Source organism: Streptomyces sp. NPDC055243, assembly GCF_044544025.1.
In the GTDB taxonomy this organism is placed as follows: Bacteria; Actinomycetota; Actinomycetes; order Streptomycetales; family Streptomycetaceae; genus Streptomyces.
This window is the reverse complement of record NZ_JBITWR010000005.1, coordinates 16427-42821: the sequence shown is the minus strand read 5'-3', so window position 1 is coordinate 42821 and position 26395 is coordinate 16427. Positions and strand designations below refer to the sequence as shown.

27 protein-coding genes are annotated in these 26395 nt (G+C 71.7%); 13 read left to right on the top strand and 14 right to left on the bottom strand.

Annotated elements, in window-relative coordinates; all coding sequences use genetic code 11:
- Nucleotides 1-22: 22 nt before the first annotated feature.
- Complete coding sequence (locus tag ACIGXX_RS16090; RefSeq protein WP_399976093.1) at nt 23-1522, bottom strand: helix-turn-helix domain-containing protein; 1500 nt, start codon at nt 1520-1522, stop codon at nt 23-25.
- Nucleotides 1523-1861: 339 nt separating this feature from the next.
- Between ACIGXX_RS16090 and ACIGXX_RS16085 the strand changes: the two genes are divergently transcribed.
- On the top strand, nt 1862-2527 hold the full coding sequence (locus tag ACIGXX_RS16085) for a hypothetical protein (RefSeq protein WP_366464814.1): 666 nt from the start codon (nt 1862-1864) through the stop codon (nt 2525-2527).
- Between the two features lie 40 nt (nt 2528-2567).
- Here ACIGXX_RS16085 and ACIGXX_RS16080 read toward each other — a convergent pair whose 3' ends face one another.
- A complete protein-coding gene (locus ACIGXX_RS16080) occupies nt 2568-3239 on the bottom strand; it encodes a DNA-binding response regulator (RefSeq protein ID WP_361468838.1) in 672 nt (223 codons plus the stop codon).
- Nucleotides 3240-3319: 80 nt separating this feature from the next.
- Here ACIGXX_RS16080 and ACIGXX_RS16075 point away from each other — a divergent pair, with 80 nt between their 5' ends.
- Nucleotides 3320-4195 carry an oxidoreductase gene (locus ACIGXX_RS16075; protein ID WP_351166430.1) on the top strand — a complete coding sequence of 292 codons (876 nt, stop codon included), beginning with the start codon at nt 3320-3322 and terminating at the stop codon, nt 4193-4195.
- Between the two features lie 70 nt (nt 4196-4265).
- Here the strand turns inward: ACIGXX_RS16075 and ACIGXX_RS16070 are convergent, their stop codons facing one another.
- Both ACIGXX_RS16070 and ACIGXX_RS16065 read right to left on the bottom strand, forming a co-directional pair.
- The gene (locus ACIGXX_RS16070; protein ID WP_383824762.1) at nt 4266-4850 is read right to left on the bottom strand and encodes an isochorismatase family protein; all 585 of its coding nucleotides are present in this window, start codon (nt 4848-4850) and stop codon (nt 4266-4268) included.
- Between the two features lie 181 nt (nt 4851-5031).
- Nucleotides 5032-5406, bottom strand: a complete 375-nt coding sequence (locus ACIGXX_RS16065; protein WP_351166426.1) for an ANTAR domain-containing protein — start codon at nt 5404-5406, stop codon at nt 5032-5034.
- Nucleotides 5407-5974: 568 nt separating this feature from the next.
- Between ACIGXX_RS16065 and ACIGXX_RS16060 the strand changes: the two genes are divergently transcribed.
- The 3 genes from ACIGXX_RS16060 (at nt 5975) to ACIGXX_RS16050 (ending at nt 9290) form a co-directional block, all read left to right on the top strand.
- A complete protein-coding gene (locus ACIGXX_RS16060; RefSeq protein ID WP_399976882.1) occupies nt 5975-6460 on the top strand; it encodes a DUF6417 family protein in 486 nt (161 codons plus the stop codon).
- A 106-nt stretch (nt 6461-6566) separates the two neighbouring features.
- Nucleotides 6567-7040 (top strand): MarR family winged helix-turn-helix transcriptional regulator, encoded by a 474-nt coding sequence (locus tag ACIGXX_RS16055; protein ID WP_351166422.1) that lies wholly within the window; start codon nt 6567-6569, stop codon nt 7038-7040.
- A 129-nt stretch (nt 7041-7169) separates the two neighbouring features.
- Nucleotides 7170-9290: an MMPL family transporter gene (locus ACIGXX_RS16050; protein ID WP_399976086.1), complete on the top strand. Its 2121-nt coding sequence runs from the start codon at nt 7170-7172 to the stop codon at nt 9288-9290.
- A 21-nt stretch (nt 9291-9311) separates the two neighbouring features.
- Here the strand turns inward: ACIGXX_RS16050 and ACIGXX_RS16045 are convergent, their stop codons facing one another.
- The 3 genes from ACIGXX_RS16045 to ACIGXX_RS16035 form a co-directional block, all read right to left on the bottom strand.
- Complete coding sequence (locus tag ACIGXX_RS16045; RefSeq protein WP_399976083.1) at nt 9312-10448, bottom strand: LCP family protein; 1137 nt, start codon at nt 10446-10448, stop codon at nt 9312-9314.
- 52 nt (nt 10449-10500) lie between these two features.
- Complete coding sequence (locus tag ACIGXX_RS16040) at nt 10501-11010, bottom strand: transglycosylase SLT domain-containing protein (RefSeq protein ID WP_351166416.1); 510 nt, start codon at nt 11008-11010, stop codon at nt 10501-10503.
- Between the two features lie 374 nt (nt 11011-11384).
- Nucleotides 11385-12197, bottom strand: coding sequence for an AraC family transcriptional regulator (locus ACIGXX_RS16035; protein WP_399976080.1), 813 nt, complete (start codon nt 12195-12197; stop codon nt 11385-11387).
- A gap of 84 nt (nt 12198-12281) precedes the next feature.
- Between ACIGXX_RS16035 and ACIGXX_RS16030 the strand changes: the two genes are divergently transcribed.
- The gene (locus ACIGXX_RS16030) at nt 12282-13085 is read left to right on the top strand and encodes a sulfite exporter TauE/SafE family protein (protein ID WP_399976077.1); all 804 of its coding nucleotides are present in this window, start codon (nt 12282-12284) and stop codon (nt 13083-13085) included.
- An 83-nt stretch (nt 13086-13168) separates the two neighbouring features.
- On the opposite strand, the gene ACIGXX_RS16025 is transcribed toward ACIGXX_RS16030, so the two are convergent.
- Nucleotides 13169-13351, bottom strand: a complete 183-nt coding sequence (locus tag ACIGXX_RS16025) for a DUF1272 domain-containing protein (RefSeq protein ID WP_351166410.1) — start codon at nt 13349-13351, stop codon at nt 13169-13171.
- Between the two features lie 221 nt (nt 13352-13572).
- On the bottom strand, nt 13573-14319 hold the full coding sequence (locus tag ACIGXX_RS16020; RefSeq protein WP_351166408.1) for an alpha/beta hydrolase: 747 nt from the start codon (nt 14317-14319) through the stop codon (nt 13573-13575).
- A 333-nt stretch (nt 14320-14652) separates the two neighbouring features.
- Here ACIGXX_RS16020 and ACIGXX_RS16015 point away from each other — a divergent pair, with 333 nt between their 5' ends.
- On the top strand, nt 14653-15045 hold the full coding sequence (locus tag ACIGXX_RS16015; protein WP_399976073.1) for a dihydrofolate reductase family protein: 393 nt from the start codon (nt 14653-14655) through the stop codon (nt 15043-15045).
- Between the two features lie 26 nt (nt 15046-15071).
- Here ACIGXX_RS16015 and ACIGXX_RS16010 read toward each other — a convergent pair whose 3' ends face one another.
- Entirely contained in the window at nt 15072-15812 is a 741-nt protein-coding gene (locus tag ACIGXX_RS16010; protein WP_361468861.1) for an NAD(P)H-binding protein, read from the bottom strand.
- A gap of 105 nt (nt 15813-15917) precedes the next feature.
- Between ACIGXX_RS16010 and ACIGXX_RS16005 the strand changes: the two genes are divergently transcribed.
- Entirely contained in the window at nt 15918-16409 is a 492-nt protein-coding gene (locus tag ACIGXX_RS16005) for an Rrf2 family transcriptional regulator (RefSeq protein WP_351166405.1), read from the top strand.
- A gap of 30 nt (nt 16410-16439) precedes the next feature.
- On the opposite strand, the gene ACIGXX_RS16000 is transcribed toward ACIGXX_RS16005, so the two are convergent.
- Nucleotides 16440-17036 carry a CGNR zinc finger domain-containing protein gene (locus ACIGXX_RS16000; protein ID WP_351166403.1) on the bottom strand — a complete coding sequence of 199 codons (597 nt, stop codon included), beginning with the start codon at nt 17034-17036 and terminating at the stop codon, nt 16440-16442.
- 38 nt (nt 17037-17074) lie between these two features.
- Between ACIGXX_RS16000 and ACIGXX_RS15995 the strand changes: the two genes are divergently transcribed.
- A complete protein-coding gene (locus tag ACIGXX_RS15995) occupies nt 17075-18277 on the top strand; it encodes an MFS transporter (RefSeq protein WP_351166401.1) in 1203 nt (400 codons plus the stop codon).
- 71 nt (nt 18278-18348) lie between these two features.
- Here the strand turns inward: ACIGXX_RS15995 and ACIGXX_RS15990 are convergent, their stop codons facing one another.
- Nucleotides 18349-18477: a hypothetical protein gene (locus ACIGXX_RS15990; protein WP_351166399.1), complete on the bottom strand. Its 129-nt coding sequence runs from the start codon at nt 18475-18477 to the stop codon at nt 18349-18351.
- Nucleotides 18478-18617: 140 nt separating this feature from the next.
- Here ACIGXX_RS15990 and fxsT point away from each other — a divergent pair, with 140 nt between their 5' ends.
- Complete coding sequence (gene fxsT, locus ACIGXX_RS15985) at nt 18618-22328, top strand: FxSxx-COOH system tetratricopeptide repeat protein (protein WP_399976067.1); 3711 nt, start codon at nt 18618-18620, stop codon at nt 22326-22328.
- A 77-nt stretch (nt 22329-22405) separates the two neighbouring features.
- Here the strand turns inward: fxsT and ACIGXX_RS15980 are convergent, their stop codons facing one another.
- The gene (locus tag ACIGXX_RS15980; protein ID WP_351166395.1) at nt 22406-23584 is read right to left on the bottom strand and encodes a hypothetical protein; all 1179 of its coding nucleotides are present in this window, start codon (nt 23582-23584) and stop codon (nt 22406-22408) included.
- A 357-nt stretch (nt 23585-23941) separates the two neighbouring features.
- On the opposite strand from ACIGXX_RS15980, the gene ACIGXX_RS15975 reads away from it, so the two are divergent.
- Nucleotides 23942-24550, top strand: a complete 609-nt coding sequence (locus ACIGXX_RS15975) for a hypothetical protein (RefSeq protein WP_399976064.1) — start codon at nt 23942-23944, stop codon at nt 24548-24550.
- 98 nt (nt 24551-24648) lie between these two features.
- On the top strand, nt 24649-24933 hold the full coding sequence (locus tag ACIGXX_RS15970) for a S1 RNA-binding domain-containing protein (RefSeq protein WP_366464679.1): 285 nt from the start codon (nt 24649-24651) through the stop codon (nt 24931-24933).
- Nucleotides 24934-25014: 81 nt separating this feature from the next.
- On the opposite strand, the gene ACIGXX_RS15965 is transcribed toward ACIGXX_RS15970, so the two are convergent.
- Entirely contained in the window at nt 25015-25467 is a 453-nt protein-coding gene (locus ACIGXX_RS15965; protein WP_351166389.1) for an SRPBCC family protein, read from the bottom strand.
- 150 nt (nt 25468-25617) lie between these two features.
- Here ACIGXX_RS15965 and ACIGXX_RS15960 point away from each other — a divergent pair, with 150 nt between their 5' ends.
- A complete protein-coding gene (locus ACIGXX_RS15960; protein ID WP_399976060.1) occupies nt 25618-26220 on the top strand; it encodes a hypothetical protein in 603 nt (200 codons plus the stop codon).
- Nucleotides 26221-26395: the final 175 nt, after the last annotated feature.

Below are 26395 nucleotides of genomic sequence, written 5' to 3'. Positions count from 1 at the left end.
TCCTCTCCCGCGCTGCCGCACGTCAGTCGGCCCCGTGTCCGTTGGCCTTCGGGATCGTGCGGGCGCCGCCCGTGGTCCCGGCCTCCGAGCGAAGGGCGTACAGCCGGGTGAGCGGGTGGAAGCGGTAGCGGCCCGGGGCCGGGGACTCCAGGAGTTGCACGTCGACCAACTCCTCCAGGATCGCCTCGGTGGCCGAAGGGGCGCCGCCGGTCGTCGCTGTCGCCTGTTCCACCGTCAACTCGCCCTGCTCCGCCGCCAGCAGGGGCAGCGCCCGCGCCGCGTCCCGGCCGGTGGGGCCCCGGTCCAGCAGCCCGCGGCGGCCCGCTTCCAGGGCCGCCCGTACGTCCAGATCCGCGAAGGACAGTTCCGCCAGGCGCCGCGCGGGATCGGTGAGCCGGTCGGCGAGCGCCCGCACCGGCCAGCGGGGGCGTGCCGCCAGGCGGGCGCCCGCGATGCGCAGGGCCAGCGGGAGGTGGCCGCAGTGGTGCGCGATCGCCTCGGCGGCGCCGCGTTCGGCGCCGAGCCGTCCCGGCCCCGCCCACAGGCCGAGCACCTCGACGGACGCCGGGGGCGGCAGGGGCATCAGGTGGAGGTGGGCGGCGCCGTTCAGGGCGGCGAGGACCCCGCGGCTGGTGACCAGGACCGCACAGCCGTGTGCCGCGGGCAGCAGCGGGCGGACCTGGGCCGCGTCCAGCGCGTTGTCGAGGACGATCAGCACGCGGCGCTCGGTGAGCAGTGTGCGGTAGGCCGCCGCCGCGTACGCCTCGTTGCCCGGATGCGGCTCGGGCGCACCCAGCGCGTGCAGGAAGCGCCGCAGGACGACGACGGGCGGGACGGGGTGCGCGTCGTGGCGAGAGCCGCGCAGGTCGGCGTAGAGCTGGCCGTCGGGGTACCGCTCGGCAAGCCGGTGGGCCGCGTGCACGGCGAGCGCCGACTTGCCGACACCACCGGGGCCGTCCACTGCGACCACCGGAGGGCCGACGCCCCGCCGGGCCGGGCGCAGCGCGTCGAGCCTTTCCAGTTCCCCTGCCCGGCCCGGGAGTTGGGGGATGTCTGCGGGCAGCTGGCGCGGCACGGCGGGACGGCAACCCGCGGCGTCCGTGCCGGGCGCACTGTCCGTGCCGGGCACTTCGTCCGTGTCGGGCGGGTCGGCACGGCGGCCGGTAGCCGTGTGCGCGCGGCGCGCCTCCTCCACCCGGTCTCGGGCCGTCGCAAACAGTCTCAGCTCTTTGCCGGTGGCGCCGAGCAGCTGGACCAGGGTGTCGAAGCGGTCCGTCGGCGGCAGGGTCTTGCCCGCGAAGTAGTCGCCGATCGCCCCGTGCGCCCAGCCCGTTCTCGTCGCCAGCTGGCGGTAGGTGAGCTGGGTGCCCCCGTTCCTGCGTGCGGCGCGTCTGCGCAACTGCCGCAGCAGCGCGGCCAACGCCTGGACCGTGTCCACCGATTCGACCGGGCCGACGTCCGCTGCCGTCTCCCGCACTCCCCCGTCCGGCGGGTGTCCCGCCGCCCCCGTTCCTCCTGGCACCGTTCGCAACCTCCGCACCGGCCCGCACCGGGCGACCGCGTGTGACCGTCGCCTGGCCGAGGCCATCCGGACCTGTCCGGCGGCGCCCGATCCCGGGGATCTCCCTGGAACGCACTGCGAGCATCCCGCTACCGCTCGGATCCCCCGAGCCGGCGACCGGGCACCACACCGGCTGTCACCACGGCATTCGTGGAATATCGCCCTCCGGTTTGGTGCGGTTTCCCGCCGGGCGCCGGAGGCCGGGCTTCGCGAGACCGCGCGACCGACACCGCACGACCGCCGTCGGACAACCTGACGTCAGACAACTCGACGTCGGACGACCAAGGAGGCACGACCCATATGAGCAGGATCTGCAACAAGGCCCCCGCCCCGCCTGACGGCAGCGTGACCGACCAGTCTCTCCAGTCTCTGTACGAGCGCGTCGACGGCCCCATCGCCACCGGCTCGGCCCACTTCATGCGGGCGGGCAGCGAGCTGCACCTGATGCACTCCGACCTGGAACTGGGCGACGCGCGCAAGGCCGCCCTGCGGGTGCGCTGTGCTGCCGCCGCCGTACGGACCGCGCTGGTGGAGTACCGCACCTCGCACCGCGTCGCCCAGGAGCTGGGTTTCTACCCGGTCCACGACGAGCGGCTGCGGCTCGCGGGCGGCGGGGTCGCCCCGGTGCGCGAGACGCTCCGCGCCGCCCGGGAGGCGAACCTGGTCCAGCTGGATCGAGTATCCATCGAGGCTGTCGCGCGGCGTCACGAAGAGGGCGGGGACGAGGCGGCGTTCGGCCACTTCGTGTCCGAGCTGACCGCGTTCTCGGCGGAGCTCGAGGGCTTCGCCGCCCAGGCCACCCAAGCCGGCCCCGCCGACTGGCAGCCCCTGGCGTGGCAGTTGCTCACCGGTTTCGACCGTATCCGGATCTACGGTCAGGCTCTGGCCGTCGTCAACATCCTCGCTATGGGTTCGCCGAGGCCCGCGAGAACCCCGACGGCTTCTACGGCTTCTACCGCTCCATAACGGTTCCAGGTGTGCCGGAGGCCGTCGTCGCGCCGGTCGGTCAGCTGCCGGTGAGACCGCGCCGGCTCGCGTTGACGCCGGCCTGGAACCGCGAGTCGGCCTCCAGGGCGGTCATCAGCTCGGCGACCCGCCTGCGGTAGGTCCGCACGGACATGCCGACACGGCGCGCGCCCACGGCGTCGGTGAGCCCGTCCGCGAGTGCCCGCAGCACGGCGAGGGAGTCGGCGTCCAGGCCCTCGGCCTCGTGGCGCAGGTAGTCCGCGATGGGGGTGCCGGCGTCCCATGTGGCACACATCAGGGCGTGCACACCGCCGACGAGCGCCGGTGCGGTCGTGATCGTGAACTCACGGCCGCGGGCGCCGCTGCGGCCGGCGAGGATCATCACCCGCCGGTCGATGATGATCGTCTCGTGCGGCAGTGCCGCGGCACGGACGCGCACCTGCCCGCCTGCGGCCGCGATGTCGAACAGGTGCAACCGCTGTTCCTCGTCGGCCAGTACGGCCGGTGTGTAGAGCTTGCGTACGACCATGCCGTCAGCGGTCCGGGGGCGCAGGCTGCGCGCGATCGACGCTCTGGCCTCGGGCCGCGTCCAGGTGTGCAGGTCGTTGGCGGCGCAGAAGAACTCCCGCGTCGTCCCGCGGAACAGCTGGGCGGTCCGCGCGGCCAGCTCTCTCTCGCCGTGCACGATCAGCGTGCTGGTTTGGTCGGTCACCCTCCCAGTCTCCGTCATCGCCCGTGGCAACAGATTGCCATCCGGCCTGCCGCTGGCCCTCGCGGGTCGAGGGTGGGGTCATGACCACACAGATCACGGCCGCAGCGAGCGGCCAGTTCATGCTCGGTGGCGACCGCGGCGTCAACCGGCTCGGTTTCGGCGCGATGCGCCTGGCCGCAGGCACTTTCACCGGGCCGGCACGCGACCCGCGGACCGGTGCCGCGGTGCTGCGGCAGGCCGTCGATGCGGGTGTCGACCACATCGACACGGCCGGTTTCTACAACCGGGGGGAGGTACGTGCCAACGATCTGATCCGCACGGCGCTCGCGCCCTACCCGGCCGAGCTGTTGATCGCCACCAAGGTCGGCCCGCTGCTCGGAGCCGACGGCATGCCCACCGGCCAGGCCGGTCCGGAGCAGCTGCGCGGGCTGGTGACCGAAGATCTGCGCGCCCTCGGTCTCGACCGGTTCGACCTGGTCTATCTGCGGGTCGGGGGCATGCGGGAGCCGGGCGGCGAGAGTGTGGCCGACCGGTTCGCGGCACTGGCGGAACTGCGCGAGGAGGGTCTGATCCGCCACCTGGGGGTCAGCAACGTCGATGCGGCGCAGCTCGACGAGGCGCGGGGCATCGCGCCGGTCGTCGCGGTGCAGAACCAGTACCACGTGCATCGCCCCGATGACGCCGCCGTGCTCGCGCGCTGCGAGGAACACGGGATCGCCTACGTGCCGTTCTTTCCGCTCGGTGGCGGCTTCGATCCGATCGAGCACGGCCGCCTGGCACAGGTCGCCAAGAGGCACGAGGCGACCACCGCGCAGATCGCCCTCGCCTGGTTGCTCGCGAGCTCGCCGAACATGCTGGCCATTCCCGGCACGGGCTCGCCTGCCCACCTCGCCGAGAACCTCGCCGCGGCCGGACTGCGTCTCGACGCCGCCGACCTCGCCGAACTGACGGGCTGACGGGCTGACGGGCTGACGGGCTGACGGGCGCACGGCTACGAAGTGCTGCACCGGCTGGTGGCTCGTCGACTCACGGACAGGTCACCGGCCGGTGCGAGTGGGTGACTGACTGAGCCGCGGCGAAGTCCACGTCGGCCGCGGGCAGCACCCGGACGCTCCGCCCCGGGAAGCGGAGGTGCCGGAAGATCTCGTTGTGGTGGGCGATCGACTGCGCGGGCGCGGCGTACTCGCCGCTGTCGGGCCGGACGGACGTGGTGTGCCCATCGGCGACCACCACCAGGTCGTATCCGTGGCTCAGCGCCTGCCGGGCCGTGGTGTCCACGCAGATCTCCGTCGCGAACCCGGTGACGACCACCTCGGTGACGCCCAGCGTCTTCAGGGTCCTGTCGAGATCCGTGCCGAGGAAGCTGTCCGGGCTGGTCTTGCGGACGCCGAACTCGCCATCGGCGGGAGCCAGTTCAGCAACCACCTGCCACCCTTGGGTGCCCTCTTCCATCCCGTTGCCCTGATCCTGGATCGTCACCACCGGCACACCGGCGGCTTTGGCGCGTTCGCGCAGCTCGGCGATCACGGCGACGGTTTCGGCGGCCCGATACGCGATGGCCACCGGAGTGTTCTGCATGTCGATGACGAGGAGCGCGGAGGCGTGTGACATGGGCACACCGTAAAGGACCTTTACCCTTCACCCGGCACTGTTTTGGCGGCCGCGGGTCAGGCAGGTCTCGATCGTGCCGCGAACGCCGAGGATGTCCAGAACCGAGCGGGTGCCGACCGCTTGGACCTCCAAACACCTCACGCCGCGCCCTCTGCGGTGACGGAGGGCGCTCGCGCGTTGATCAGCCCGTAGCCGCTTGCCGTTTCCTCAGGGCCTCGCCGAGAGCCGTGCGGACCGGGTTCGGCAGCGGTTCGCCCTCTGTCGTGGCGATCAACTCTTCTGCCACCGCCCGCAGTTTGGTGTTGGAGTGCTGTGACACCTCGACCAGGATCTCCCACGCCTCCTCCGCGGTACACGGACCCAGCGTCATGAGCATGCCCCGCGCCTGGTCTATGCAGGGGTGGGAGTCCAACGCGCGATGGAGGTCGTTGACCTCGGTGCGCAGTGCCTTGATCTCGGCGACCTCGTCCGCGCATTCGCCGTCAGGAGCCGGCTGCTCGGGAACGGGGCGAGGGTTCAGTGCTGGGGTGTTGAGGGAGTCCGATGAGGAAGCCACCCGCTCTGCCTCTCGTTTACTCGCGCCGCCTCTGTCAAGTCGGCAGGACCGCTGATGAGGTGAGCATCGCAGATCCCGCACATCCATGGCCAGAGTTTGTTGTTTCCGCGCATGCGGCAGCGCCGGTGGCTGTCTGTCCCAACCGACCGGCGCCTACGTCGCACAGCGCTGTGCCTTCGCCGTGATCGAGTAGCCATCTCCGTTGATCTGAAACAGATGCAGCCCTATCAGCCTGTTCCAGGGGGGCTAGTCAGCCAATTACTCGCGGGCCGTCACGCGGTGCCCCCCCCTCACCGACTCACCGACCCGGCAGCGGGCACGGCCAGTGCGCGTGTTCGACTCCCCCCTGGCCCCACCCCGATTTCGAGCGTAGACCGCCCCAACTGCACCCCCGCGGGCCTGGGTGCACGCTAGCGTCGCCGCGACGCACTGTTTGGCGGGAGGGGCAGGGATGCGGCGCTCGGCCGGGCATTACGCGCTGCTGCAATACGTGGCTGACGTGCAGCGCACAACCGATGGATGGGCCACCGCAGGGCCCGGACTCGATGAACGCACCATGGGCCCCTTGGTGAGACTCGGGCTTGCCCGGGTGGCGTCCCGCGAGGACCAGGCGGAGCTCTCCGCGAAGGCGGGCCGACCGGTCCCGTGGGCGGTGCAGCTGACGGACGACGGGTGGGACGGGCTCCTGTACGCACAGGTGCGGGCTGCTCCTCCGGCCGTCGAGGCCCCCGCGCCCGGGCTCCAGCAGGTGGGCCTGCGCCGCTCGGAGCTGGATGCCCTGCGGCGGTTCCTCGCGTTGCGCGGACGGCTGCGGCGCGAGCCCGCGCCGGGTCTGGAGGCGGCGGTGGACGCGGCGCGCTTCAACGCGGCGTCCAACCGGTGGATCGTGTACGTGAGCGGTGAGCAGATGGACTCGATGGCGCGTGCGTTCTTTCTCGAGCGGCTCGGCGGCTCGGCAACGCTCGCCAACCGGTTCGCCCGTGTGTACGGGGTGAGCTATGCGCCCCCGCCTCTCCTCTACGCCTCCGAGTCGGAGCGCGGCGAGGCCGGCTAGCCGCCCGGCGGTCGCGGGAGCCCCGTCGTGCCGCCGCGCGGGGAGTGGGGGTGCGCCGGGGAAGGATCTATAGGCTGCGTGTGTGGCCAGTACAGAAGATTCAGCGTTGAGCGGCATTACGGCATCCGACCCGGCTCCGACAGATCTGCAGTCGTTCGCGGTGCAGCTGCGACGCATGAACGGCGAGATCAACCGGCTGATCCACGGCTTCGCGGCCGGCCACGATCTGCACGCGACCGACGTCCAGGCCCTCGCGGCGATTCTGGACTCGGACGCCCCGCTCACTCCGGGACGGCTGCGTGAGCATCTGGGGCTGACCTCGGGTGCCGTCACCGCGTGTCTGGACCGTCTGGAACGGGCGGGGCACGTTCACCGTACGCGGGACAGCGAGGACCGTCGGGTGGTGCACGTGCACTACGCCGCCACGGCGAAGTCGGCGGCGCGCACCTTCTTCCAGCCGCTGGCGGCGGCGACGGAGAGCGCTCGCGTGCGGTTCAGCGAGGACGAACTGGCCGTCGTGGTGCGCTTCTTGGCCGCCATGAACGAGGAACTCTCCGAGCTGCGGAGTCGTCAGCGCTGAGCTGACGCAGGGCCCCGCCGCGACAGGCCCGGGCGCGCGCCGGGCACCCGCTGGGCAGCTCCACCGGACAAGATGTTTCAATCATTGAGATTCTTATTTATTGAGCTATAGAAGTCCGCGAGGAGATCCATGTCCACAGGCACACGCGTGGCACGCTGGCTGGTCCCCGTCGTCCTGCTCGTCGCCTGGCTCGGCATCGGCGGAACGCTGGGGCCGTACGCCGGAAAGCTCGGCGAGGTCGCCACCAACGATCAGTCCGCCTTCCTGCCCCAGAACGCCGAGTCCACACAAGTCATCGACGCCCAGCGGAAGTTCCGTCAGGAGGAGACCCTTCCCGCGATCGTCGTCTGGACCACGGACGGTGACACGCGGGCCGACGGCATCGATCAGGACCAGAAGGACGCCGCCACCCGGGCGCTGGCAGCCCTGAACGACGCGTCGGGGGTCGCGGGGCCCGCATCCCCGGCGGTGCGGTCCAAGGACGGCCAGGCGCTGCAAGGGGTCGTCCAGCTGCGGCCCGACCTGGGCGAGGAACTCGAAGGAACCCTGGAGCAGGTCAGGAAGGCCGCGGGGCAGGTGCCCGGCACGAACGCCCAGGTGGCCGGCCCCGCGGCCAGCCAGGCCGACCTGTCCGACGCCTTCGGGGGCATCGACGGTCTCCTGCTCGGGGTTGCCCTGATCACCGTCCTGGTGATCCTGCTACTGGTCTACCGCAGCCTGCTGCTTCCGCTGGTGATCATCCTCGGGGCCGTCTTCGCCCTGGGGCTCGCCTGCGGCATCGTCTACGTGCTGGCCGACCACGACATCGTCCGGGTCGACGGCCAGGTCCAGGGCATCCTCTCCATCCTGGTCATCGGCGCCGCGACCGACTACGCGCTGCTGCTCACCGCGCGCTTCCGTGAGGAACTGGCCGCCGACCGCGACCGGGTCGCCGCCATGCGGGCGGCGCTGCGCCGTTCGCTCGGTCCCGTCGTCGCCAGTGGCGCCACGGTCGCCCTGGGGCTGCTCGCCCTCCTGCTGAGCGACCTCACCAACAACCGCGCGCTCGGGCCGGTCGGGGCCATCGGCATCGCCTGCGCCGTACTGAGCACGCTGACCTTCCTGCCCGCTGTCCTGATCCTCCTGGGGCGCGCGGCGTACTGGCCCGCCCGGCCCAAGTCCGCGACGGAGAAGTCCGCGGGGCAGGGCGTGTGGACCCGGATCGCCTCCCTCGTCGACCGCGCGCCGCGCAAGGTCTGGGCGGGCACCCTCGTCGGCCTGTTCGTCTGCGCCGCCTTCGCTCCCACGCTCAGTTCCAAGGGCGTGCCGCTGGACGAGATCTTCGTCAACGACGCGCCCTCCGTGGCCGCGCAGAAGACGCTCGGCACGCACTTCCCCGGCGGCTCGGGCAATCCGGCCGTGGTGATCGCGGACGCGGACCGGGTCGAGCAGGTGACGGCTGCCGCCGAACGCACCGAGGGGGTGTCATCGGCTGCGGCCGCGAGCGCCTCGGGCAGGCCGGGCGCGGGAGAATCGGGCGCGTCAGACCTGCTCGTCGTAGACGGCCGCGTACGCATCGACGCCACCTTGGAGGACGCCGCCGACAGCGACGCGGCGAAGGACACCGTGGCGCGGCTGCGGGACGCCGTCCACGCGGTGGACGAGGCCGACGGACTGGTCGGGGGCTACACCGCGCAGCAGTACGACACGCAGCAAACGGCCGAGGGCGACCGCCTGCTCATCGTGCCGGTCGTCCTCGCCATCATCCTCGTCATCCTGATCGGGCTGCTCAGGTCGCTGCTCATGCCGGTCCTGCTGGTCGCGACCGTCGCGCTCAACTTCCTTGCCACGCTGGGAGTTTCCGCCCTGGTCTTCCAGTACGTGCTGGGATTCAGCGGCACCGACTCCTCCGTACCGCTCTACGGGTTCGTCTTCCTGGTGGCCCTCGGCGTGGACTACAACATCTTCCTGATGTCCCGGGTCCGTGAGGAATCACTGCGCCACGGGACGCGCGAAGGAGTGCTGCGCGGTCTGACCGCGACCGGCGGGGTCATCACCTCGGCCGGGGTCGTGCTCGCGGCGACCTTCGCGGCGCTCGGCATCATCCCCCTGGCCTTCCTCGTACAGATCGCCTTCATCGTCGCCTTCGGCGTCCTGCTGGACACCTTGGTCGTACGGTCGCTCCTGGTGCCGGCCCTCGTCCGCGACATCGGGCCCAGGGCGTGGTGGCCCGGAGCCCTCAGCCGCACGGGGCGCGCCGGGGCGGAGTGATCCGGGCGGGCCTCGGCCGGGTCAGGTGCCCGCCGTCACCGGCGAGTCGGTCCGGTCGCCCACCGAGTCCCGCGTGGCGGACTTGGGGATGGGCCGGTCGTGGCGCAGGGCGGTCCACACCCGCTGCGAGGCCTTCTTCAGCGGCAGGACCCGTCCCGCGTCCTGGGAGTCGTAGGTGACGGGCATCGTGACCATGTCGGTGCGGTCGGGGCTGATGCCCTTCAGCTCCTTGGCCAGGCCGAGGAGTTTGTCCGCGGAGGCCAGCTCGGAGTCCGCGCTGATGGTCTTGGTCGCGGTGTCCGCCAGGTCGTAGGACTTGGCGGGGCTGCCCAGCGGATCGACGGTGTCCGCCTGGTGGATCAGCGCCTTGATGAATGCCTGCTGGAGCTGGATGCGGCCCAGGTCGCTGCCGTCGCCCACGCCGTGGCGGGTGCGCACCAGCTCCAGGGCCTGCTTGCCCTTGAGGGTGTGCTTGCCCGCGCTCAGGGCGAGACCGCTGTTGGGGTCGTGGATCGCCTTGCGGGTGGTGATGTCCACGCCGCCGAGCTCGTCGATGAGCTTCTGGAAGCCCTTGAAGTCGACCTCGAGGTAGTGGTCCATGCGCACGCCCGACATCTTCTCGACCGTCTTCACGGTGCACGCCGGTCCGCCCACTTGGTAGGACGAGTTGAACATGGCCTGCCGCGCGCCGGCCGCCGTGCCGCCGTGCGGCTCGGCGCACTGGGGCCGCTCGACCATCGTGTCGCGCGGAATGCTGACGACCGAAGCCTTCTTGTGGGTCTTGTCGACGTGCAGGACCATCGCCGTGTCGGCGCGGGCTCCGCTGACGCCGGTGCCGTACTTGCCATGAGTTCCCGCCCGGGAGTCGGACCCGAGCAGGAGGATGTTCATCGAGCCGTCCTTCTGCTGGCTGGGCCGGTCGTGCCCCAGGACGGCGTTCATGTCCGTGCCCTGAATGTTGCCGTTGAGGTGCTGCCAGGCATAGGCCGCACCGCCTCCGCCGATCAGGAACACTCCCAGCGCGCCCCACGTGGCGTAGCGCAGGGTCTTCTTCTTCGGCTTGCGCCGGGAGCGCCGTACCCGCGGGGGCCCGTAGCCGGGCACTGCGGGGCCTTCGGCCATGTGCGCCTGCTGCTCGTTGCTGCTCTCGTGCGGCATGCGCTGCCCCTTCTCTGTGACCGGTGGCTCAGTGGGTTGCTCGACCCACGGCTCAGTACGCGGAGTCGACGTTGTCGATCGAGCCGTACTTGTCGGCGGCGTAGTTGGCGGCCGCGGTGATGTTGGCGACCGGGTCGGTCAGGCTATTGGGGGTGCCCGAGACGTGGTAGGCGTCGAAGGTCGGCTGGATGACCTGGAGCAGGCCCTTGGACGGGGTGCCGTTCTGCGCGTTCACGTCCCAGCCGTTCTGGGCGTTGGGGTTGCCCGCGGACTCGCGCATGATGTTGCGGTGCAGGCCCTCGTAGGAGCCGGGGATGCCCTTGGACTTCATGATGTCCAGGGACTCCTTGATCCAGCCGTCGAGGTTGTCAGCGTAGTTCTTGTCGTCCGCGGCGGCCTGGGCTGCGCGGGTGCTCGCCGCGGTCGGCTCGGCGGCCTGGGCGGGCGAGGGGATCAGGGTGAGGGCCGCGGCGGCGGCACCGGCGGTGGCAATGCCCGCGACGGAGATCTTGCGCAGTCGGGTGGTGCGGCTGGTGCTGGTCTGCGTCTGGGTGGTGGCCATGCGGGGGTAACTCTCCAATGCGAAGGGTGTGGGGGCCCGGTCGACCCGAGCGGCATTCGCCCGGTGCGATCCCGGCTCCCCGGAACTTCAGCAAGGGTTAGCGGTGGCCGGAGCGGGACGCAACGATGTGACGTACTACCGCGGTACGCAGGACGCCCTGGTCAGGGCCTTCACAGGGGACGCGCGGCCTTCCGCGGGCGCCTTGAGCCATCTACTACCGTCGTTAGCATGTGACGTGGCTCCTATGGGTGGGCTCACAGCTTCGGCGGCGTTTGACTGCTCTGGGGGGCGTGGAAACGGCGTCCTGGGGAAGACGACCGAGCTCGACGCCACGGGCGACATTATTTGCCGCTTATTCGCCGCGAATGCGCAGGTCAGGACGGTTTCAGCGCCTTCGTGGCGCCGGTCGGGCGTCGATGCGGCCGATGGTGCTCGGCGGCGAAGCGGGACGGGGGCATGCCGAAGGCGCGGGTGAAGGCGGCGGTGAAGGCCGCGGGAGACGCATAGCCGATGCTGCCGCCGACTTCGCTGACCGATGCGGTGCGCAGCAGCGGGACGGCCGCGAGCAGGCGGGCGCGGCCCCGCCAGGCGGCGGGGCTCTCGCCGGTCTCGGAGCGGAAGCGCCGGGTGAAGGCCCGTTCGCTCATGGCCGTGCTTGCGGCCCAGGCGGCGTTGGTGGCGTCGCCGTCCGGGGCGGCCAGATACGCGCGGCACAGGCGCGCGAGGTCGGCGGAGGCGGGAATCCCGACGTGGAACGGGAGCGGGGCGCGCTCGGCGATCTCGTACAGGAGAAGCGCCGCGATGCTTCCCTCGCGCCCGGAGAGGCTGTAGTCGCTCTCGAACTCGACAGCGGCCAGGAGCAGCTCGCGCAGCAGCGGCGGCACGTCCACGACCGTGCAGGTGGCGGGCCACCAGGGGACGGCCGGCGGCTCGATGTACAGGCTGCGGGTGCTCACCCCCAGCATGTGGACCCGGTGCCGCGTGGCGGGCGGGATCAGCACGGCGCGTTCGGGCGGAACGGTCCAGGTCCCCTCGGCGGTGTCGACGACCATGACGCCGGTGGCGCCGTAGAGGAACTGCGCGCGCCGGTGCTCGTGCCAGTCCACGTGGCCGGGCGGGTAGTCGGTGCCGATCGGCAGGACGGCCCGGTCGACGTGGTCGACATCGGCCAGCGGGACGTTCTTCACCCGCACACCTTAGTGGCTGACACGCGAAAGAATGGTGCCGACCATCGCATGCGGGTAGATCGTCACGGCTGGTGGGGTGGGGCCATGGACTTCGCGATGTTGATCGGGGTCGGGCTCCTCACCGGGGTGACGACCGTGTTGTTCGGTTTCGGTGGAGGGTTCGTCGCGGTGCCCGTGGTGGTGGCGGCGGACGCCACACTGGGCGGCGACGCGATGCGGGTGGCGACGGCCACCTCGGCCCTGGTGATGGTGGTGAACGCGGGGTTCGCGACGGCCGTCACACCCCGGCGGATACTGCGCGCGCTGCGCGGCAGCGGCCGGCTGGTGCTCCTGCTGGCGGTCGGCGCCTCGGCCGGTGCGTTCGCCACGCGTCTGGCCCCGGCCGATCTGGCGCACTGGGCCTTCGTCGCGTACGTCGCGCTGACCATCGCCGACCTGCTCCTGCGCCCCGGCTTCCTGCGCCCGCGTCCCCCGGCCGGGCCGGCGTCCGAGGCTCCGCGTCCGCTGTCGACGTGCCTGGGCGCACCGATCGGCGCGGTGGCCGCCTTTCTCGGCGTGGGCGGCAGTGTGATGACCGTTCCCGCGATGCGGCGGGCCGGGCACCCGATGCAGGTGGCCACGGCCCTGGCCAACCCCCTGACCCTGGCCATCGCGCTGCCCGCCACCGTGGTGTCGCTGGGCGTGGCGGCGGTCCCCGCGGCTGGGGCCGCGCAGGTGCACCTGGTGGGCCTCATCGACCTCCGCGCCGCTGCGGCCCTGCTCCTGGGAGCGCTGCCGGTCATCGCCCTGCTGCGGCGCCGCCCGCCGCGCATACCCGACCGCGTCCACGCCTGGGCGTATGTCGGGCTGCTCGGCCTGGTGACGGTGGCGATGCTGCTCATGGCGTGACGGGGCGTTTCATGGCGAGACTGCTGCGCACGGGGTATTCCACGGCGAGGGCGCTCCGTTGCGGGAGATCGCCGTCGGCGACGTCAGGTCCGTACGCGCGTGGGACGGCTGACGAGCTGCCCGCCGCAATTGGGGCAGACGTCCTGCATGGCCTCGGCGCACGGGGTACAGAACGTGCACTCGTAGGAACAGATCTTCGCCGGCGCGTCCCACGGCAGCGCCGCACTCTCGCAGCGCTCGCAACGATCACGCATTTCCAACGCCATGATGTCCCCCGTAGCTGGCCGACCGGTGTCTGCGCGGTAATGATCTCGGGAGCGCGCAGCCGCAGCGACCGGCGCGGCGGCCATACATCGACACGATCGGGCCATGCCCCGGTGGCCGAGCGCCGCCCCGACCGGCCGGTACCGCCGATGGGCGGTACCGGCCGGTCAGGGCGGTCGTGCATCGGCCGCCTACCGTCTGCCGTCGGCCTGACCGCCCGGTCTCACTTCAGGTGCCGGGTGAAGAAGCGGCCCCCGTCCTCCACCTCGAACCACGGGGTGCCGGTGTGCCCGCCCAGGTTGGCGTGCAGCGTCTTCTGTCTGCTGCCGAAGGCGTCGAACAGGTCCAGGGCACGCTGGCGGGGGTTTCCCTCGTCGTCCCACTGCAGCAGGAACAGCAGCGGAACGGTGACCTGCCGGGCCTCCTCGCGCTGGGCGCGGGGCACGTACCCCCCGGCGAAGAGGCCGGCGGCCGCGATGCGCGGCTCGGTCGCCGCGAGGCGGATGCCCAGGGCGGTCCAGCCCGAGTACCCGACCGGGCCGCCGATCTCGGGCAGCGCCAGGAGGGCGTCCAGAGTGGTCCGCCAGTCCGGGACCGCCTTCTCGACCAACGGGCCGATCATGGATTCGAAGATCTCGTCGACCGGCTCGCCGGCCTGCATCGCCCGGCGGAGGTCGGTGCGGGCCTGCTCTTCGGCGGCGGAACGGGGCCGGTCACCGCACCCGGCGGCGTCGATGGTGGCCACCGCGTAGCCGTGCGCCGCGGTGTGCCGGGCCCGGGCCATCAGCCGGGCGTCCCTCTTGGGCAGGCCGTTGTTGTGGGCCATCAGGATCAGCGGGGCCGGTGCGGCGGGTCCAGGCTCCCCCGGTGCGGCGGACTCAGGCGTCCACAGCGTGCCGGGGATCTCGCCGAGGGTGAACTCGCGCTCGAGGACGCCGTCGTCGATGCGCTGTGCGGAAGTGAAATGCATGGTCATGCCTTTCGGGAGTGCTCACAGCGGCGCTCCCGGACGACCTACCGCCCGACCGTGACCCCGGAGGGGAGCACCCATGTCGATACTGCGTTCACGGGTACCACCTCCTCGTTCTCTCGCACGGCCTCCGGGAAAGTAGCAGGGGCCGCCGGGGTCCGCCAACGGGTTTTCGCGCGGGCTCGGCCCGGGGCGGTGGCGGCGATGAGTTCGGGGCGTCCGTCCGGTCTGCCGTGCGGCGGGAGCTTTCGCACCGGCGCGACGAAACGAGGAGCTCCGGATGTTGGACATCGAGCCGCAGCAGCCGCCGGGAAGGTCCTCCTGCACTTCAGCATGTCGCTGGACGGGTTCGTGGCGGGTCCGAACCACGCCACGGACTGGCTGGCCGGGGTCACCGGCCGCGACAGCGTGGAAGAGGAGTACATCGAGACCACCGGCGCGGTCCTGGGCAGGCGGGGCGGCTGGGACCGCGATCCGAGCGCCCGCCCCTACAGCGACGACTGGAACAGCTCGATCTTCGTCCTCACCCACCGCCCCGAAGACGCGACGCCCCCCGACGGCGTCACGTTCCTGAACCGCGACGTGGCCGAGGCGGTACGCATCGGCCTGGAGGCCGCCGGCAGCAAGAACCTCGAGGTCCTCTCCCCCACGATCGGCCGCCAACTGCTCGAACACGGCCTGATCGACGAGATCGATGTGCGTTACCGCCCGGCTGCCGGGGCGTAGGAAGCCCATGTGTCCGGGCCGCGCACCTAGCGCGTCGTGGTGAGCCAGTCCTCGTAGTGGGTGGGAGCCACGCGCGCGTCGGGGCCCGCGACAAGAACGTCGCCGCGGACGGCGGCGAACATGCCCGCCGTCTCGTCGGTGACGACGGTGCGGGGGTCCTTGCGGGCCGACAGCGTGAGGCGGCCGAGTTCGTCGAGCGGGAAGACGTCGGGGCCCGCGACGTCGAGCGTGCCGTTGCGCGGCGGGGCGGTGGCCACGTCCGCGAGGGCCTGGACCACCTCGGCGGTCGCGATGGGCTGGATGCGCGTCGCGGGCAGCCGGACGCTCTGTTCGTCGGCGGTCCACGTCATGACCGCGTCCATGAACTCGAAGAACTGGGTGGCGCGCACGATCGAGTACGCAGTGGGCCCCTGCCGCAGCAGCTCCTCCTGGAGGGTCTTCGCGCGGTAGTAGTCCAGCTGCGGCACCTGGTCGACTCCGACGATGGAGAGGATGACCTGGTGGCGGACGCCGGCGCGCTCCCCCGCGGCCAGCAGGTTCCCCGTGGTGGTGCGGAAGAAGTCCGGGGATGCTTCGTCGAACGTGGGCGAGTTCGACACGTTGACGACCGTGTCCGCGCCCTTGAGCGCCTGGTCGAGGCCCGTGCCGGTGAGCAGGTCGACCCCGGTCGACAGGGATGAGGCGACCACCTCGTGGCCTGCCTCGCGAAGCCGGGAGACGAGCTGGGATCCGATCAGTCCGGTACCGCCGATGACCGTGATGTTCATGATCGTGCCCTTCTGTGAACCGAGTCCCACTGCCGGGCAAACTCGGATATCCGATGTCCGAGATAATACTCGGATACTCTATGTCCGAGTCAACTGGGAGGGCGCATGAAACTGTCCGGCGGCGTGGAGTGGGCGCTGCACTGCTGTGTGGTGCTGACCGCGGCAACCGAGCCGGTCCCGGCTGCCCGACTGGCGCAGCTGCACGACGTCTCCCCCAGCTACCTGGCCAAACAGATGCAGGCCCTCTCCCGGGCGAACCTCGTCAAGTCCATCCAGGGCAAGACCGGTGGATACGTCCTGACCAGGGCGGCCTCCGACATCGCGGTCCTGGACGTGGTGCAGGCCGTCGACGGGGCGAGCCCGGCGTTCACCTGCACCGAGATCCGCCAGCGAGGCCCCTTCGGAACCCCGCCCCAGGACTGCGTCAAGCCGTGCCCCATCGCCCGCGCGATGGCCGCGGCCGATGCCGCCTGGCGCGCGTCGCTTGCGGCGGTCTCCATCGCCGACCTGGTCGGCTCGGTGGAGCAGGACAGCGGGCCCCAGGCCCTGCCGAGCATCGGCACGTGGCTCGACGCGGCGAACGGCTCCGACGGCTGAGGTGCCCGCACCCTGCCCCGGTCGCGCGCCCTAGCTGTCGCCGCTCGGCTGCTCGGCGGAGCGGGAGCGTCGATGGGCCGCCACGCGTTCGCGGGTCGCGCATCGGCGCGAGCAGTAGCGGCGCTCGGGACCGCTGCCCTGACTGATGAAGACGTCGTGGCAGCTGGGTGACGCGCAGACTCGGCCGGGCGGGCGTTGACGGTCCCAGACCAGGACGGTCAGGGCCATGCAGGACGAGGCCAGGAGCCACTCGTCCCAGCAGGCGTCGTCGGCGTGGTCGAGGTGGGGATGCCAGGGGGTGCTGCCGCCGTGCGAGGTCAGGCGGAGCGCTCCGGTGTGTTCCCGCAGGAGGCGGTTGAGCGCGGCTGCGGCGCCGTCGGCGTCCTCGGCGGCGAAGACCTGTCGCAGCAGGGCGGCGGCCGCACGCATCCCGGCGACGTCGCGCGCGGTGAGGTCGATGGGGTCCGCCTCGCCGTAGGCGCGGAGCACTGCGGCGACGTCGGCCGGGTCAGGGCAGTCGCCGGCGAGAGCGTTGACCAGGGCGGCGGTCCGCTGAGCCGTGGTCAGCACCGAGTGCCGGGTGGACCAGTCGTCGCTGTGGGAGGACACCTGTGGAATGTAACGCATCTTGCTGAGTTTTGAGTTACCTGCGTAACGTCCTGAAGATGAAAAGGCGTTACTCGCTCCCCCGCTATCTCGCCGGGGCATCGGCAGCTCGCGCCGGGGACGAGATGTCAGGACCGGCGCTGATGCTGGCGGGATTCGCCCTGACCGGATCGGCCACCGACGCCTCTTCCCTGCTCGCGGGCATCACGGTCTCCGCCGCGGTGGGAGGACCGGTGCTCGGGGCGCTTCTCGACAGGGCAGTGCGGCCCGGACGCGTACTGGCCGGGGCCCTCGTCCTGTATGCGGCGGGGCTGGGGACCGTCCTGGCGGGACTCGGCCGGTGGCCGCTGCCCGTCACCATCCTGATCGCCGTGGTGACAGGGCTCCTGGGCCCGGCCCTGTCGGGGGGATGGACGGCCCAACTGCCCCGCGTGGTGCCTGGCGAGCGCTTGCCCCGGGCGAACACCCTCGACGCCATGACGTTCGGCGGGGCGAGCCTGGCAGGACCGGCTCTGGCCGGCGGTGTGGCGGAGGCGCTGGGGGCATCGATGTCCGTGGTGGTCGCCGTGGCGCTGATCGCCTCGGCACTGCCCGCGGCGTGGCTGCTGCCCGCCCGTCCCGGCCGGGCGCGGGACGCCCGGACCACCTCGGTGATCAGCGACCTGACGGCCGGGATGCGGGTCATCGCCGGAAGGCGGCCCTTGGCCCGCGCGACCCTCACCTCGGTCGTCTCATGCGCCGCCCAGGGCATGCTGGCGGCGTGCGTCCCGCTCCTGGGCGAGCGCGTTTTGGGCGGGGCCGGCCGCGGCGCGCTGCTGCTCTCCTGCGCGGCGGTCTCCGCCCTGCTGGCCAACGCCGCACTCGCCCGGTTTCCGCGGTCGGTCGCCCCCGACACGATCATCTGGGGCAGTGCACTCGTCCAGGCCGTCGCGCTGGCCCTGGCCGCGTGGGGGCAGCCGGTCGTACTCATCGTGGCCGTACTCCTGGCGGGAGTCGGCGAAGGACCCCAACTGGCCGCCTTGTTCGCGGTCCGCCACCGGGAGGCACCCGACCACCTGCGCGGCCAGATCTTCACCACCGGTGCGAGCTTGAAGATCACCGGGTTCTCCCTGGGGGCAGCAGTCGCCGGACCGTTCGCGGCCTGGTCCCTTCCCGGCGCTTTGGCACTCGCGGCAAGTGTGGCCGCCCTCGCCGCAGCGGCCTTCTTCGCGATCCCCTCGGCACCCGTCGACTCGTCCGAGGACCGCGTCATGACGCGTTGATCAGGACCGCGGACACCGCTCACGAGGGCCGGGCCGCCCCGCGGCCGGCGGCAGCCCGGCCGCCCCGACCGTCACGGCCAGGGGATCGCGTCCAACAGCCAGGCCAGTAGGGCACCCACCGCTCCCGACACGGCTGCGGTGGCCATGGCGAGAACAGGGCGCTTGCCGACCTCTTCCTGGACCGGGCTCTTGCGGCTCATACGTGGCATTCTGGATGTCCCCTTGGTGAGATCGGCCTCGTTGCCGGGTGCTTCAACTCTGCGCGGCGGGCCCGGTGTTGCGGGGGTACGCACGCGTTGCGAGTCATCCCAACGCTGCGCGAGTCCGACGGGGGCGGGGCATGGACGAACTGGCGGAGCAGCCCGAGAGCGCGGCACGCGAAGAGCTCGTACCGGAACCGTGGGAGGAGGCCGGCGGGAGCGCCCTGAAACCGATCCCGCCTCATGTGGCGCCCCCGTGCCGCGAGTTGGCCGAGGGGCTGCGCAGCCTCTTCGCCGCTCTGCGGATCTCCGTCCGCCGCTACGCGGTCCGTACGCACTACGACCCCGGCACGGTCTCCCGCTACCTGAACGGCACGGCGGTCGCCCCGGCGGAGTTCGTCGAACGACTGCTGACCGATGCCGCCCAGGCGCTGCGACGGCCGATCTCCGTCCAGGTCACCGACCGAGTGACGGTCCTGCAACGGGCCGCGCTGAAGGCCACGAGCGCATTGGGCTACGAGCTTCAGGTCCTCAAGGACCAGCTGATCGAGGCCGACCGAAGATTCCAGTCCGCCGAGGCCAATGTCGAGGCGCTGTCGCAAGTGCTGCTGGACAAGAAGCGCCGCATCGCCGAGATGGATGCCGAGACGCAGCGGCTGCAGCTGTCGTACACCGCCCAACAGGACGAAGGCAGCCGGGCGTTGCAGGCCCTGCACACCGCGCACCAGCGATTACTGGAGGAGCGTGACCGTCTCCTGGGTGAGATCGCGCAGCTTCGACAGGCCCTGGATCAGGCACAACGCCAGGCCATCGAGGCGGAACAACGGTGCGAGGCGCTGGAGCACCAGATGCTCGCCGCGGAGGAGACCCTGGCCGCGGAGGTCGAAGCGCGCTCCGGCACCGACCCCGGCCGCTTCACCATCAGCTACGCGGGACCGGACCGGCCGTGGGCGGTGTGGATCAGGCACCGCCTCGAGACCATCGGCCACGACGCCGTCATCCAGGGTTGGGACCCGCCCGTCGGCCTGTCCCTCCAGGAGGCGCTGCGGTCGCTTCTGGTGGTGGACGGCACCCACATACTGCTCCTGAGTGAGGAGTTCGTGCTGGCCGGCGGCCACACCGAGGACGGCTGGGCGCAGGCCCTGCGCGGCGCCACCCCCTCGCCCCAGACGCCTCGGCTCGCCGCCTTCACCCTCACCGACCGCGAGTTCCCCCACCTGGTCGCCGTACTGCCGAGCACGCGCCTGCTCGGCGTCGACGCGGACGACGACGAGCGCCGCGTTTTGCAGCGCCTCAACATCGATCCGGACCTCGGTGGTGTCAAGACCGGTGCCAGCGCCCCTCGTTACCCCGCCGAGCCGCCACCGGTGTGGGGCGACGTGCCCCGGCGCAATCCGCACTTCACCGGCCGGGGCGTTCAGCTCGGACAGCTGCGCCATTGGCTGGACGAGGCGCCGTCGGGCGCGGCCATGGCCGCTCTGGTGGGCATGCCGGCCATCGGCAAGACGCAGTTCGCCGCCGAGTACGCCCATCGGTTCGCCGCTCAGTACGACGTGGTGTGGTGGGTCGCGGCGGGGACGCGGGAGGCGTTCCGCCAGGGGATCACCGCTCTGGCTCCGGCCCTGGGGGTGGACCAGGACGGCAACCGGATGGACCCGGTCCTCAAGGCCCTGCGCCGAGGAACCCCCTACGGTCGCTGGCTGCTGATCCTCGACGGCGCCGACGAACCCGCTGACATCGCCGGTTCCCTTCCGGGCGGCCCCGGCCACGTACTGATCACCTCTCAGAACAGCGACTGGGCGGAGCATCAGGTGGAGACCGTGCGGGTGCTCCCGCTCGACCGGCCGGAGAGCATCCGGCTGATCCACCGCAGGATTCCCCGGATGAGGCCCTCCCAGGCCGACCGCCTGGCCGACGAACTCGGTGACCACCCGCTGGCCGTCGCCCAGGCGCTCGCCTACCTCGATCACACCCGCATCGCCGTGCCGGAGTACCTCGAGCGACTGCGGGACACCTCATGGGAGAGGGCGCCCCTGCGGGTGACGGGCGAATACCCGACGACGTTCTCCCGCGCCCTGATGGCCGTCCTCGAGCGCCTCCGCGAATCGTCCTTCGAGGCGGTGGACCTCCTGCACGTCTGCGTACTGTTCGCCGACACCGGGGCCCCGCTGGGCCTGCTCAGGCTCAGCCTTCCCGAACCCTTGCGCGGACAGTCCCTGGACTCGCTCCGCTGGCAGGAGCTGGTCGGCACCATCGTGGCGCACTCGCTGGCCGACATGGAGGCCGGCGAGGAGAGCGACGAGACGATCGAGACGCCCAGCACCACCCTGCGCATGCACCCGCTGGTGCGCCGCGTGGTCCGCGACGACATGGCCGGCGGCTACCGTTCGACGCTCCTGCGGCGCGTGCGCCACGCCCTGGCCGCCGCGGATCCGCGTGACCCCGAAAACGTCCGCGTATGGCCCCAGTACGCCCAGATCGTGCCGCACCTGGAAGCTTCGGCGGCCCCAGGCGAGGCCATCGCGGAGGATTCGGGACTGATCCTCAACTGCGCGCGCTACCTTCACCTGCGCGGCGAGTCCCGGTCCGCGCTGTCGCTCGTCGAGCGCGTCGAGCGCGCGTGGACCAGCCGGCCGGGCGACGACGGCCCGCCCCAGGCACACGTCCTGGCGGCGCGTCGCAGCGAAGCCCTCAGGGCGCTGGGCCACTTCGGCCGGGCGCTGGACGCCGACCGCGCGGAGCAGGCGAGGCTGCGGGCGACCGCGCACCCCGCGGGCGCCGACCCGATCGAGACGACGGGTGACGTGGCCGCGGACCTGCGCGGCCTCGGTCGCTACGAGGACGCGCTGGAACAAGCCCGCACGGCGCGCAGGGGACGCGAGGACCTGCACGGTCCGAGCCATCCGTGCACCCTGGGAGCGGTCGTCGGCGTGACCGACTCGCTGCGGCTGCTGGGACGGTACTCCGAAGCGCTGCTCCTTGACCGCAGGGCGGTCGCGGGACATCAGCGCCTCGCGGAGCCCCCGACCATGGGCAGCCTGCTGGCCCAGGCACGCCACGCGATGGACCTGCGCCTGCTGGGCCACTTCGAGAACGCGCTGGCCCAACAGTTGCAGGCCACCCTCGGCCACCGTGAGCTGCTCGGTTTCGAGAACCCCGCCACCTTGTGCGCCGAGCACCATCTGGCGCTCTGTGAGCTGCGCACCGACGCCGTGGGAGAGGGCCTGACCCGACTGCGGGAGGTGCGCCAGGCCGCCGACGAACTCCTGGGCCCCGACACCCCGCTCGCGCTGAGGGCCGCAACGAGCCTGGCGGCCGCGGAGCGTTCGCACGGCGACTTCGACGACGGCACCGCGCTGTGTCAGCACGTGGCGAACCGCTACCGCGCACTGCTCGGACCCGAACACCCCTACACCGCAGGAGCGTTGACGAACCTCGCGGTGGCCGTGCGCATGGGAGGTGACACGCCAGGCGCGGTGACACTGGGCGAACAGGCGATGCGGTCCGCCGTGACCGCCCTCGGCGCCCGTCACCCCTGGACCCTGGGCATCGCGTACAACCTCGCATCGGACCTGGGCCACCACGGCCGCCATGAGGCGTCCCTGGCCCTGGCGAGGGACACGGCGCGCGATGCGGCGGCGACGCTGGGGCCCCGCCATCCGCAGACGCTGTTGGCGCACGTGGCCGTCGCCGCGGAGCTCGGGGCGGCGGGGGCCGGGGAGGAGGCGGACGCGATCCAGGCCCGCGCCCTGGCCGACCTCACGGAGACCCTGGGAGAGCAGCACCGCCTCACCTCGGCCGCCCACGCCCACGGCCATCCCGTCTGGACCTTCGACCCGCTGCCCACCTGATACGCGGATCACGGCCACCGCACGAGCGCGCCCACCGACGATGCCGTCGATGGGCGCGCTCACCTGCTCGGGTACGCCTAGCCGCGCGGGGCGGGCTCCCGGTTGGCCGCGGTCCTGAGACCGGCGACCGTGAACGCCACGACCAGCAGTGCGGCCAGCGCGGCGACCACCGCCGACACGGCCGGGATGGGCGCTGTCACCCCGTCAGGCCGCAGTACGTAGGCGAGCGTCCTGGAGTCGAACCGGTCGTCCACGAGATGGCCGACAGCCAGCGCACCGGCCACCAGCGTGCTCGCCACGGCCACGACCGGCGATCCGCTCAGGAACAGCGCCACGCCCGCCACGGCGCAGATGACGGAGACGCCGAGCGCGGCGGACAGCGCGAGGGTGGAGGCGTCCGACCAGTTCAGCGGGAAATGAGCCGCCGCACAGAGCAGGAGCAGGACGCCTGCCATCCGACGCAGCCACACCAGGGGCGTCGCGCCCTGGGCGTGTGCGGTCCCGGCAGCGGGGGCGGGAGCGGTTGCGGGTCGGGCGGCCTCGGCGGGCGGCGTGTTCGGCACGCGCGGCGCGTCCGGGATGTCGATTCCGGTGGTGTCGGCGGCCTTGTGGTCCCGCAGGCTGTCGATCAGCTGCATCAGATCCTCGACCGACCTGGTCGTGCCGGCGGCGTGCACCGCCTCGGCACCGCTGTGCGGATCGTGCGGGGGACGCGACAGGAGCTGGACCAGACGGCTCACCTCCGGAATGGGCCGCTCCTCGGCGGCGTGCCGGATGGCCTCGTCCATGTGGTCGACCGAGTGCTTCGGCGGGCCCAGCAGTTCCACCAGCCGGGTGACGTCGTCGACCGAGCGGGCCACGGCGGCCAGCCGGAGCACCGAGGCGGCGGTGGTCACGCCGTCGGGCGACTGCTCCAGGAGGGTGACGAGGTCGACGACATCGTCCAGCGGCCGGGACACGACGGCGACGCGTATGAGCTCGACCACCGCCTCGTCATCGGCGTCCGGCGCAGCCTGTTGCGAGGGGGCGACGTCGGGCTCGGGCGCCTGCCGCCCCAAGGGACCGTCGTCGGCTTCGTACGCGGTGTGTTCCTGGGGAACCTCGTCGGTGTCCTGGTCGGCTGTCTGCGGCCACGGTGCGGGCTGCTCCCGGGGTGGGGCGCCGAGCTGCGCGGTGCCCCAGTGAACCGACGTCGTAACCAGAGGTTCGCCGGTCCCGGAAGGATCCCCCGCGGCAGAGAATGACTCAGCGGCCATTTCAGTTCTCCATTTCAGCGGGACGTCCTCGTCCCACACGTGTACGTGTATCCCGTTCTATGCACGCTTCTTTCACCCCGCCACTGGAGGAGTCCTCCGGCGGCGCTTACTCGATCACTTCGGGCGCGAGGGAACCGAGGAGGGAAATCCCGCGAAAGGGCGGCGCCTGCCCGATCCGTGAAGAACGCGTTTGGGTCCGCCGAGGTGCCTGGACCGGAGATGTCGTGTATTCCCGCCTCAGGCAGACGGCCTCCGCCCGGCCGGATACCGCCCGCCGGCGAGAGCGGCCCGAACCCCGTTGTCGGTGAACGGAGTTGACGGCCCGTGGCCGTCGGCGCCCGTGGGTAGGATGATCCAATGAAAAATCGGGGGCGCACACTCAAGGTCACGGCAACACTGGTGCTGTCGGCACTCGCTCTGACCGGCTTCACGACCGGCCGGGGGCACGGCGGTGGCGGTCGCCACAGCGGCGGTGGCGGCGGAGGCGGCTGCAGCAGTTCGAGCCAGAACCACGACAGCGCCTCGTCGAGCGCCTCCGGGTCGTCCGGATCGGTGACATCGGGGTCGGGCTACGACGACGATGACGATGCGTACGGCAGCAGTGACGGCGGAAGCAGCACCAGCGGCGGCACCTACAACCGGCGACCGGGCAGCAATTCCACCTCCACCAGCTCACCCGGCGGTGAGCAAATGGAGGACGCGCAGGCCAAGTTGGTCAGCTGCGCGACCAAGGCGGCACCGTACGCGACGGTCAAGGTCACGAACGGCAACAAGAAGGCCGGCCGCTTCTGGGTGTCGGTCACCTTCGTGGACGCGGAGGGCATCACCATCACCGAGGAGAGCGAGGAGGTCAAGGTGCCCGGGAAGGGCAAGGCGACCGCCCGCCTGGAGATCGGTGGCGAGGGCCTGGTCGACTCCGTCGAGCACTGCGAGGTCGACCCGCACGCCATCCCCGTGTCCAGCTGAACTCCTGCCTCGGCGAGATCCTGGCCGGCACGGTCGGGCAGCGCGTTGCGTGTGAGTTCCTCCAGTTCGACACCTGGAATCTGGAGGCCCGGCTGTCCTTGCGGGCGCTACAGCCCGACCCGTTCCAGGACTTCGCGGACCGCACCGAGGTGGGCCGCCGCTTGGAGGATCAGGTCACCAAGCTGCTGCCGTTCGGCGCCTTCGTGCGGGTCGCCGACGGGATCGAAGGGTTGGTCCACCTCCGGGAACTGGCATGCACGCCCGTGGGGAGCCCAAAGGACGCCGTCGAGGTCGGTGACGAGATCTGCGTCGTCGCCACCGAGATCGACCGGGTGCGCCGCAGGGTGGCCCTGTCCCGACGACAGGCTCCTGCTGCCGGGTGAACCGCCCGTCGCAGACGGCGAACGAGGCGGAGACCGCGACCGGGGCCACGGTCGGACCGACAGGCATGCGCAGGGCCGCGCTCAGCGGCGGGCCGGTGCGGAGGAGCCGTTCTCGACGGTGTCGGCGAGGCGGGCGAGCATGCTGCGGTGGCGTAGCTGCAGGAGCGCGTCGAGTGCGGCGTTGTGCAGGGCGGCGCCCGGTCCGCGCAGGGGGTGCTCGTCGACGATGACCAAGGTCTGCCGGCCCCAGGGTCGCACCTCGATGGCGATGCGGGCGGTGCCGAGCTTCCCGCTGTCCGCCTCCAGTTCGATGCGGCGGGGCGGATCGACGTCACGCACGGTTGTCGTGTTGGTCCCCGTCCAGGGGCCCAGGCGGACGGCGTACTCGATCGAGGAGCCCAGCTGTGGCCAGTCGCTGCCGACCTCGCGGGACGAGTCCGGGCCGACCACCCAGTCGCCGTAGCGGGACCCGTCGGCAAGGACGGCCCACACCTCTGCGGGCGGCCTTCTGATCAGCCGGTGACGTACTGCCATGTCGGCTCCCTCGCCTGCGTCGGAACGGTCCAGAACCGGTGTGCCCAGCGTAGGACGGTCCACACACCGCCGCCTTCTCGCAGATGCTCCGGAAGCCGTGGGCGAGAACCCGGTCGCCTGCGGCAGCGTGCGCCTGCGAGGGTGTCGGCCATGGATTTCGCACCGGGCACCGGACCTGTCCGCCACCACGACACGGGGGCTTGGCTGGCCCGGTTCGCCGGCCGCATGCTCGTGGCCTGCCGGACGTGCGGTGGCCGCGCGGTCGTGGTCCCCCGGCCCGGGCTGCCCGCCCCCAAGTACTTCAGCGAGCTCCTGTTCCAGCCGCGGCGTCTGGCCTGCGGTGGGTGCGGGACCGTTGCCGACTGGTCGCCCCAGGTGCGGGGCGCCGGCCTTGTCGGTGCCGTACTGGGCGGCAGCGAGGATCCGTTCTTCCGGCGGCCGCTCTGGCTGCAGACCCGCTGCGTCGGCCACATCCTGTGGGCCTACAACGAGGAGCACGTCGACGAACTGTCCGCGTACGTGGGCGCCCAGTTGCGCGAGCGTGGCGGGGCGCAACCGGCGATGTCCATGGTCGCGCGGCTGCCGTCGTGGATGAAGAGAGCGGACCATCGCTCCGACGTCCTGGCCGGCCTGGAGACGCTGCGGGCGCTGGCCGAGCGGTCGTCGCCCGCCGATCGCTCCGATGCCGCGCACGAGCGCGGTGATCGTTCCCGAGCGCGCCGAAGCATGTACTTCCGGGGCGGGCCCTACTGAGCCGGGATGCTGGGCCCTGCCACTCGGTCCGGACACCGTGGCCGGCCGCACTGGCCGGGAAGTTGGTCCGGCGAGCGGCCGCAGCGGTTCCGTGGGACCAGCCCCTTGCGTCTTGACGTCCCTTCACCAGGCTCTCTACGGTCGCCGCATGGCCACCCGAGGATCTTGAGCCCGC

Bases quoted from the DNA above. Each gene is read 5' to 3' on its own strand.
- ACIGXX_RS16085 (WP_366464814.1), top strand. From the start codon at position 1,862: ATGAGCAGGATCTGCAACAAGGCCCCCGCCCCGCCTGACGGCAGCGTG.
- ACIGXX_RS16075 (WP_351166430.1), top strand. From the start codon at position 3,320: ATGACCACACAGATCACGGCCGCAGCGAGCGGCCAGTTCATGCTCGGT.
- ACIGXX_RS16070 (WP_383824762.1), bottom strand. From the start codon at position 4,850: ATGTCACACGCCTCCGCGCTCCTCGTCATCGACATGCAGAACACTCCG.
- ACIGXX_RS16050 (WP_399976086.1), top strand. From the start codon at position 7,170: ATGTCCACAGGCACACGCGTGGCACGCTGGCTGGTCCCCGTCGTCCTG.
- ACIGXX_RS16045 (WP_399976083.1), bottom strand. From the start codon at position 10,448: ATGCCGCACGAGAGCAGCAACGAGCAGCAGGCGCACATGGCCGAAGGC.
- ACIGXX_RS16040 (WP_351166416.1), bottom strand. From the start codon at position 11,010: ATGGCCACCACCCAGACGCAGACCAGCACCAGCCGCACCACCCGACTG.
- ACIGXX_RS16030 (WP_399976077.1), top strand. From the start codon at position 12,282: ATGGACTTCGCGATGTTGATCGGGGTCGGGCTCCTCACCGGGGTGACG.
- ACIGXX_RS16025 (WP_351166410.1), bottom strand. From the start codon at position 13,351: ATGGCGTTGGAAATGCGTGATCGTTGCGAGCGCTGCGAGAGTGCGGCG.
- ACIGXX_RS16020 (WP_351166408.1), bottom strand. From the start codon at position 14,319: ATGCATTTCACTTCCGCACAGCGCATCGACGACGGCGTCCTCGAGCGC.
- ACIGXX_RS16015 (WP_399976073.1), top strand. From the start codon at position 14,653: ATGTCGCTGGACGGGTTCGTGGCGGGTCCGAACCACGCCACGGACTGG.
- ACIGXX_RS16010 (WP_361468861.1), bottom strand. From the start codon at position 15,812: ATGAACATCACGGTCATCGGCGGTACCGGACTGATCGGATCCCAGCTC.
- ACIGXX_RS16005 (WP_351166405.1), top strand. From the start codon at position 15,918: ATGAAACTGTCCGGCGGCGTGGAGTGGGCGCTGCACTGCTGTGTGGTG.
- ACIGXX_RS16000 (WP_351166403.1), bottom strand. From the start codon at position 17,036: ATGCGTTACATTCCACAGGTGTCCTCCCACAGCGACGACTGGTCCACC.
- ACIGXX_RS15995 (WP_351166401.1), top strand. From the start codon at position 17,075: ATGAAAAGGCGTTACTCGCTCCCCCGCTATCTCGCCGGGGCATCGGCA.
- ACIGXX_RS15990 (WP_351166399.1), bottom strand. From the start codon at position 18,477: ATGAGCCGCAAGAGCCCGGTCCAGGAAGAGGTCGGCAAGCGCCCTGTT.
- fxsT (WP_399976067.1), top strand. From the start codon at position 18,618: ATGGACGAACTGGCGGAGCAGCCCGAGAGCGCGGCACGCGAAGAGCTC.
- ACIGXX_RS15980 (WP_351166395.1), bottom strand. From the start codon at position 23,584: ATGGCCGCTGAGTCATTCTCTGCCGCGGGGGATCCTTCCGGGACCGGC.
- ACIGXX_RS15975 (WP_399976064.1), top strand. From the start codon at position 23,942: ATGAAAAATCGGGGGCGCACACTCAAGGTCACGGCAACACTGGTGCTG.
- ACIGXX_RS15965 (WP_351166389.1), bottom strand. From the start codon at position 25,467: ATGGCAGTACGTCACCGGCTGATCAGAAGGCCGCCCGCAGAGGTGTGG.
- ACIGXX_RS15960 (WP_399976060.1), top strand. From the start codon at position 25,618: ATGGATTTCGCACCGGGCACCGGACCTGTCCGCCACCACGACACGGGG.